A 7,235-nucleotide genomic window follows, 5' to 3' on the forward strand; every position below is an offset into this window, starting at 1 on the left:
ATGTACCGGTGATACCGCCCGCCCCCGATCCGGCGTGGGTGAATCACTCGATTGCGACCAGCGGCAACTGATCCAGACTACGAACAGGCCCTAGCCGGGTGAGATCTCTCCGCGGTGGCTTCGCGGGATGGGGCGGGCCTGTAGCAGGACGAAACCCGTAGGGCCCCAGGACCATTCGATGTCCACGGGTCGGCCGAGGACTTCTTCGGCCAGCAGGAGACTGTGGCGGATTCGCTCGATGCCGGTTGGCGGGAGTGCGACCGGGCCTGCGCAGGGACGGTCGACGACCGCGGCCGATGCCGGGTCGTAGGCGGCGAGCACGTGCTGGCGGGAAGGGCGTTCGGTGAGGACGCGGCCCGTGCGGTCCAGTTCCAGGTGGGCGGGGACCACACGGCCGTCGGTCAGCGGCCCGCACAGTCCGTTGATCGCCTCGATCACCAGCACGGACGCGTCCCCGGTGACGGGATGGGCCGAATAGGCGACACCCGACAGTCCGGCGGGGACCAGCGGTTGGACGCCGACGGCGATCGGCTCCGGTCCGGGTGGGCGTCCGATGCGGAGCCGGTGGGTCAGCGCGGTCGGGGAGAACGCGCTCGCCCAGACCTCCGCGACGGCGTCGCGCAGCCCCTCGCGTGCGACGCCGATGACGCTGCCGAGCTGCCCGGCGGCGCTGGAGTCCGGAGTGTCCTCCCAGCCGGCGGAGCTGCGCACCGCGAGCGGGCCGTCGGGGCACGCACGGGCCAGGGCCTCCGCGAAGCCGGGGGGCCAGGGCACGGCGCGGATCGCGTCGCGGGCCTGCGTGTGGGTCCGGCGCAGACCGGCGAGGTCGCAGGGCGGATCGCCGAGGCCCGGCAGGGTGGGGACCAGCGCCTCGAAGGCGGCGGCCGTGACGGCGACGCCGCCGGGGGTGGGCAGGCCGGCGTCGTGCATGCGGGCGAGCGTCGCCAGCTTGTTGCCGCAGCGCCGGGCGTCCGGGCAGAGCGGGATCACCCAGGGGTGCACGCCGGGTCTCCTCGCCTGGACAGCACCGTCACGGTGCCGGCGGCACCGTCGACCTCGATCTCGTCGCCGTCGCGGAGCACGCGGGTGGCCGTGCCGACGTCGCAGACGCAGGGGATGCCGTGCTCCCGGCTGACGGCGGCCGCGTGGGTGAGCATGCCGCCGACGTCGCAGACGCAGGCCGCGAGGAGACCGAAGACCGGTGTCCAGCTCGGCGAGGTCGCCTCGCACACGAGGACGTCGCCGGGACGCACGGTGGACAGCTGCTCCGGGGAGCGGATGACTCGCACCGGCCCCCGGGCGGTGCCCCGCGAGACCCCGAGGCCCCGCAGGACGGCGGACGGGCCGGACCCGCGCCCGCCCGCGAGGCCGGCGCAGAGGATCTGCGTCACGACCGGGTCCGTGCCGGGGGCCGCCGAGGCTCCGACCGAAGGCGGCAGTTCGCTCCGGCGCGCCTGCCACGCCCGGTGGTACGCGCGGCGGGCGGCGGCCGGCTCCGCCAGCTCCCCCCAGTCGGACGTCCCGCTGATAAGGCGGTCGACCTCCGCCGGGAACAGGAAGAGCACAGCGTCGGGGGCGGGAGCGCGCGTCGCGGCGGCCAGCGCGAGCGCCGCCCTGCGGACCGGCAGGTGCGCCCGCAGATCGATCACGAGGTTGTGCTCCTCGTTCCACCAGACGATGTTGGCGCGCAGCGCGTCCTCGATGAGCCGCTCGGCGGCGGCGCCGAGGCCCGGGGGCGGCGCGGCGTCCGGCATGGCGGGGGCAGGGGCCCCGCCCAGCACGAGAGGGCGCAGGAGGGCCAGGACCTGCTCCGGGTCCTCCTGCCAGGACGGGGCCGTCAGGTCGCCGACGGAGTCGGATCTGTCGCCGTGGGCCTCGACGAACGCCGTGAACGCGGCGAGCCAGGAGGCGGCGGCCGGGTCGCCGGCGAGCCGCGGCAGGATCGGCCCCGGCCCCGCCGAGAACGCGGGGGCCAGTCCCGCCTGCCGGGCCCGTTCGGCCAGGCCGCGCAGGGCCCGGTCGGCGGCGCGGACGCGGTTGTCCGCCGCCTGCAGGAGCGCCGTCAGCACGTGCGGGTCGACGCCCGCCTCCGCGAGTTCGCTCCGGATCAGCTCGTGGCAGGCCAGCAGCCGGTACATCACCGAGAAGTGCAGCCGCCAGGCGCGCGCGTGGGCGCGGCGGGCGCGGTCGAGATGGGCGCCGATGCCGTCCCGGCCGAGCCCGGAGAGGTCGGTGCGCCGGAGGGCGGCCAGCTCCGCCTCCAGTCCGGCGGCGGCCTCCCGCCACCGCCGCCGGAAGACCGCGGGGTAGCGGCGCACCTCGGCCAGCGCCCGGGCGCGTTCGGCGGGGTCCGGCTCGTCGCCCGGCACCGCGCCGATGTAGACGTGCGGTCCCACGTAGCGCACGCTCAGCCCCCGGCCGGATGTGAGCGGCAGGCCCGCGGCCGCCCGCTGCGCACCGTCGACGAGGTCGTCGACGAGCGCCGTGCCGAGGGGGACGACGCCGCGCGGGTAGTGGAAGTCCAGGTACCAGGCCCGGTCCAGGTCGCGCGCGGTCAACGGGGCCGGGCGGTCCGGTCCGGCCGGGCGCGGCGGCGCCGCCGGGTACCAGGGCTCCCCGCCGGCGGGTCCCGGGACGAAGGCCGGGTTCATGAGATGTTCGACCTGCTCACGGGCACGTCACCTCCGTGCGTGGCAGGCTAGTCGATCTGCATGACGACCGCTTTGGGCTCGGTGAAGAACTCGCGGCTGAACGAGCCGCCCTCGCGTCCGACGCCGGAGTCGCCCACGCCGCCGAACGGCGCCCGCAGGTCCCGGACGAAGAAGCAGTTGACCCACACGGTGCCGGCCCGCAGCCGCGCGGACACCCGGTGGGCGCGGTTCAGGTCCTCGGTGAACAGCATGGCGTTGAGCCCGTAGGGGGTGCCGTTGGCGAGGCCGACCCCCTCGTCCTCGGTGTCGAAGGGCGCGACCACGACGACGGGGCCGAAGATCTCCTGTGTGCAGTGCCGCGCGTCCGGCGGCAGGTCCACCGCGACCGTCGGCCGGACGAACCAGCCTTCTCCCAGGCCGCCGCAGAGGATCTTGCCGCCTTCCGCGGCCACCGTCTGCACGTAGCCGCGGACCTTGCGGTAGTGCTCCCGCGACGCGAGCGGGCCGATCTCGGTGGCCGGGTCGGCCGGGTCGCCGAGCACCATGCTCTCGGCCGCGGCGACGAACCTCGCCAGGAACTCCTCGTAGACCGGACGCTGGACGTACAGCCGGCTGCCCGCCAGGCACACCTGCCCCGCGTTGGTGAACACCGCCTTGATCGACCACTCGACTGCGTCGTCCAGGTCGGCGTCGGCGAACACGAGGTTGGCCCCCTTGCCGCCGAGTTCCAGGCTCACCGGCGTCAGGTTGGCGGCGGCGGCGCGGCTGATGGCGCGGCCGGTCCCGGTCTCGCCGGTGAAGGTGATCCGGTCGACGTCCGGGTGCTCGGTCAGCGCCTGTCCCACCGACTCGGGGCCGTATCCGTGGACGACGTTGAGCACGCCGGGCGGCATCCCCGCCTCGATCGCCAGCCGGGCCAGCAGCGTCGCGGAGACCGGGGTGTCCTCGGCGGGCTTGAGCACCACCGTGTTGCCCCAGGCCAGGGCCGGGGCGATCTTCCAGGTCGCGAGCATGAGCGGGAAGTTCCACGGCGCGATCGCCGCCACGACCCCGGCGGGTTCGAACCGCGTGTAGGCGTGGTGCCCGGTGTCCATCGGCAGCGCCTCGGCCGGGCTGAGCCGCGCGTGGTCGGCGAAGAAGCGCAGGTTGGCCGCCGCGCGGGCCACGTCGTTGTCGCGGCTCTGCGCGATCGGCTTGCCCATGTCGCGGGTGTCGGCGAGCGCGAGCGTTTCGGCGTTCCACTCGACCAGGTCGGCGAGCCGGTGCAGGACCGCGCCGCGCTCGGCGAACCCCATGCGCGGCCAGGGCCCGGTGTCGAACGCCGTCCGCGCCGCGCGCACCGCCAGGCCGGCGTCGGCCGCCGACCCGAGCGCGACCCGCGCCCACGGCTCGCGCCGGTACGGGTCGACGGTGGCGAAGTCGGCGCCGTCCGCGGAGCCGGTCTCCCGGCCGTCGATGACGTGCCCGTAGACGTCCATCGGGCGTTCCCTCCTACCTGCCTTGTCCCTGCTTGCCTTGTCCCTGATCGCCTTGTCCCTGATCGCCTTGTCCCTGATCGCCTTGTCCCTGATCGCCTTGTCCCTGATCGCCTTGTCCCTGATCGCCTTGTCCCTGATCGCCTGGTCCCTGCTCGCCTGGTCCCTGCCGCTCGGCGGCGCGCCGCTCGGCGATGGTCTGGTCGCCCGCCGCCCAGTGCTCGGCCGGCACCTCCCGGACGACGACGCGGATGGCGGCGCCGGGCGCGTCCAGGGCCCGGCGGACGGCCTCGTGCACCTCGTGGATCAGCGTCCGGATCCGCTCGGGCGGCCGTCCCTCGACGAGGGTGATGTCCACCAGCGGCATCTCAGCTCCCCCGGACGGTGACGGTCCCGAGGCCGGCGAAGCGCGCGGTGACGCGCGTGCCGGGCGCGAGCGGGACGGCGTCGGTCATGCCGCCGGTCAGCACGGTCCAGCCGGGTTCCAGCGCCCGGCCGCGCTCCGCCAGGACGTTCACGGCCAGCGCCAGCGCCTCGGCCGGATGCCCCAGGACGGCGGCGCCGGTGGCGCGGTCGGCGACCTCGCCGTCCACCTCCAGCAGGCATTCCTCCGCGGCGAGGTCGAGTTCCCGCGGGCGGCGGGCCAGTGCCCCGACGGTGTACCGCCCCGAGGACGCGTTGTCCGCGACGACGTCGGGCAGCGTGAAGCGGAAGTCGGTGTAGCGGCTGTCGATGACCTCCAGGCCGGCGTGCACCGAGGTGACCGCGGCCAGCGCCCGCCCGGCCGTCATCCCGGGCCCTTCCAACCGGTCGCCGAGCACGAAGACGATCTCCGGCTCGACCCGCGGATGGATCAGCTCGCCGAGCGGGACGGGCGCGCCATCCGGCAGCGCCATCGCGTCGGTGAGCCAGGCCGTCAGCGGGGCGTCGACGCCCATCCGGCGCTGCTTGGCCCGGGACGTCAGGCCCAGCTTCACGCCCGAGACCCGCTCGCCGGCCTCGCACTTGCGCCGCAGGATCTCGTCCTGGACGCGGTAGGCGGCGGCCAGATCCAGGTCCGGCCATTCGCCGGTGAGGGGCGCGCGGTCCCGCCGGTCCCGTTCGGCCGCCAGCAGTTCCGCCGCCGCGCGTCCGACCGTCCATGCGCTCATCGCCGGTTCCTCTCGTCCTCGTCCGCCGGGACGGCCGAGGCACGGCGTGACCGCGTCCGCGGCCGCCTTCACCGCTCGCACCGGCAGGCCGCCGCGTGCGCCGGCGGCCGTGCCCGGCCGGTAACGAGAACGCTAGGTACCGGACGGTCCCGTCCGGCGATCCGTTCCACGGTGCGGAACGCTCAGCGGCGCGTCACAGGCACAGCCGGCGGGACAGCCGGCGCGCGGCCGCTCCGGCCAGCCGGGCGTCCCGCTCCAGCACGGCGCCGACCTCGGACGTCGGCCCGACCAGGGAGATCGCGGCGCGGGCCACGCCGGTGCGGTCGCGCACCGGGGCGGCGACGGAGCTCAGCCCGAACTTGGCCTCGTCGTGGTTGACCGCGTACCCGGCGCGGCGGACGCCGGCGAGTTCCCGCTCGAAGTGCGCGGCGCTGCGGATCGAGGAGCTGGTGAGCCCGGTGAACCCGGCGGCGGTCCGGGCCCGCGCCACCAGCGGGTTGAACGCGGCGATGGCCTTGCCGGAGCTGGTGCAGTGGGCGGGCAGCCGCCGGCCGACGCCGGTGAAGAGCCGGGACACGCGCACCGTCTGCAGCCGCTCCAGGTACATGACTTCGCCCTGGTCGGGGATCGCGAGGTGGACGGCCCGGCCGGTGCGCTCCCGCAGCTCCTCCAGCAGCGGCAGCGCGGCCGCGTGCAGGTCCATCCGGCTGACCGCGAGCTGCCCCAGCTCGTAGAGGTGGAAGCCGAGCCGGTAGCAGCCGGTCTGCGGGTTCTGCTCGGCGAACCCGCGGGCGCACAGCGTCGTCAGCAGCCGGTGCGCGGTGCTCTTGGCGACGCCCAGGCGGCGCGCGATGTCGGAGACCCCGAGTTCGGTGTCGCTGGTGAAGCAGTCGAGCAGGTCCAGGGCGGTGAGCACGGACCGCAGTCCGCCTTCGGGGCCGCCGCGCGCGGAACCTCTGCGGGCCGTGGCTTCGGTCCCGGGCATCGCGCCACCTCCCAAGGTCGAAATCCCCAGATGAACGGGCATCCGCAATGCAATAGACAGTTGTCCATAACCTGGCGATTATCAATACATGTGTTCCGCTGGACGGCACGAATCGGAGACGGTCGTCGGCAGGTCGGCCGCCATCCTGGGCGCGTTCGGCGCCGAGGACGGCGCGCTGGGGGTGTCGGAGCTGTCGCGCCGCACCGGGCTGCCGAAGTCGACCGTCCACCGGCTGGTCCGCGCGCTCACCGCGCACGGGCTCCTCGACCGGTCGGGGTCGCGGGTGCGGCTCGGGCTCCGGCTGTTCGAACTCGGGCAGCTCGTCCCGCTCCGGCGGGACCTGCGCGCCGCGGCGCTCCCGTTCATGGCCGATCTGCGGGACGCCACGCACCAGATCGTCCACCTGGCCGTGCTGGACGGGCCGGAGGTCGTCTACCTGGAGATCCTGCGCAGCGCCGACGCGCCCGCGATGCCGTCCCGCGTCGGCGGGCGGCTCCCGGCCCACGCCACCGGGGTGGGGAAGGCGATGCTGGCCTTCTCCCCGCCCGAGACGGTGGACGCCGTCATCGCGGCCGGGCTGCCGCGGCTGAGCCGCCGCACGATCGTGCTGCCGCGCCTGCTCAGGCGGGAGCTGGAGGGGATCCGCGCGGCCGGCTGCGCGTTCGACAGGGAGGAGTCCGGCGACGGGGTGGTGTGCGCGGCCAGCCCGGTGTTCGGCTCGGACGGCGCGGTCGTCGGCGCGCTGTCGATATCGGGGTGGAGCACCGGGATGAAGCTGGAGCGCATGGCTCCCGCGGTCCGCACGGCCGCGCTGGCCCTGTCCCGTGCGCTGCGCGCGCCGTCCTGACCCGGTGCGGCCGGGTCATGGCGATCTTCGGGGGCGGCGACCCGGGCGAGGCGCTGCGGTCGACGGCGGACGTAACGCTGCTCGCCCGGTCGCAGCAGGCCCTGGTGGACCGTGCCGACGACCTGC

7 protein-coding genes are annotated in these 7,235 nt (G+C 75.2%); 1 reads left to right on the forward strand and 6 read right to left on the reverse strand.

Annotation, left to right across the window (positions count from 1 at the left end):
- Positions 1 to 90: 90 nt before the first annotated feature.
- The 6 genes from ABTW95_RS35360 to ABTW95_RS35385 all read right to left on the reverse strand — a co-directional run bounded on the left by ABTW95_RS35360 (position 91) and on the right by ABTW95_RS35385 (position 6,262).
- Complete coding sequence (locus tag ABTW95_RS35360) at positions 91 to 1,002, reverse strand: PEP/pyruvate-binding domain-containing protein (RefSeq protein WP_500228599.1); 912 nt, start codon at positions 1,000 to 1,002, stop codon at positions 91 to 93.
- The gene (locus ABTW95_RS35365) at positions 987 to 2,651 is read right to left on the reverse strand and encodes a PEP-utilizing enzyme (RefSeq protein WP_500228600.1); all 1,665 of its coding nucleotides are present in this window, start codon (positions 2,649 to 2,651) and stop codon (positions 987 to 989) included. The genes ABTW95_RS35360 and ABTW95_RS35365 overlap by 16 nt, the downstream gene beginning before the upstream one ends.
- Positions 2,652 to 2,698: 47 nt before the next feature.
- On the reverse strand, positions 2,699 to 4,129 hold the full coding sequence (locus ABTW95_RS35370; protein WP_500228601.1) for an aldehyde dehydrogenase: 1,431 nt from the start codon (positions 4,127 to 4,129) through the stop codon (positions 2,699 to 2,701).
- Positions 4,130 to 4,142: 13 nt separating this feature from the next.
- Entirely contained in the window at positions 4,143 to 4,493 is a 351-nt protein-coding gene (locus tag ABTW95_RS35375; protein ID WP_500228602.1) for a tautomerase family protein, read from the reverse strand.
- A gap of 1 nt (position 4,494) precedes the next feature.
- A complete protein-coding gene (locus ABTW95_RS35380; RefSeq protein ID WP_500228603.1) occupies positions 4,495 to 5,277 on the reverse strand; it encodes a 2-keto-4-pentenoate hydratase in 783 nt (260 codons plus the stop codon).
- Positions 5,278 to 5,470: 193 nt separating this feature from the next.
- Positions 5,471 to 6,262, reverse strand: a complete 792-nt coding sequence (locus ABTW95_RS35385) for an IclR family transcriptional regulator (protein ID WP_396451894.1) — start codon at positions 6,260 to 6,262, stop codon at positions 5,471 to 5,473.
- 88 nt (positions 6,263 to 6,350) lie between these two features.
- Here ABTW95_RS35385 and ABTW95_RS35390 point away from each other — a divergent pair, with 88 nt between their 5' ends.
- Positions 6,351 to 7,109, forward strand: a complete 759-nt coding sequence (locus ABTW95_RS35390) for an IclR family transcriptional regulator (RefSeq protein ID WP_396451892.1) — start codon at positions 6,351 to 6,353, stop codon at positions 7,107 to 7,109.
- The last annotated feature ends 126 nt before the right edge of the window (positions 7,110 to 7,235 follow it).

This window comes from Spirillospora sp. NPDC127506 (assembly GCF_040302145.1).
Classification (GTDB): Bacteria; Actinomycetota; Actinomycetes; order Streptosporangiales; family Streptosporangiaceae; genus Spirillospora.

Bases quoted from the DNA above. Each gene is read 5' to 3' on its own strand.
- ABTW95_RS35385 (WP_396451894.1), bottom strand. From the start codon at position 6,262: ATGCCCGGGACCGAAGCCACGGCCCGCAGAGGTTCCGCGCGCGGCGGC.
- ABTW95_RS35365 (WP_500228600.1), bottom strand. From the start codon at position 2,651: ATGAACCCGGCCTTCGTCCCGGGACCCGCCGGCGGGGAGCCCTGGTAC.
- ABTW95_RS35375 (WP_500228602.1), bottom strand. From the start codon at position 4,493: ATGCCGCTGGTGGACATCACCCTCGTCGAGGGACGGCCGCCCGAGCGG.
- ABTW95_RS35370 (WP_500228601.1), bottom strand. From the start codon at position 4,129: ATGGACGTCTACGGGCACGTCATCGACGGCCGGGAGACCGGCTCCGCG.
- ABTW95_RS35390 (WP_396451892.1), top strand. From the start codon at position 6,351: ATGTGTTCCGCTGGACGGCACGAATCGGAGACGGTCGTCGGCAGGTCG.
- ABTW95_RS35380 (WP_500228603.1), bottom strand. From the start codon at position 5,277: ATGAGCGCATGGACGGTCGGACGCGCGGCGGCGGAACTGCTGGCGGCC.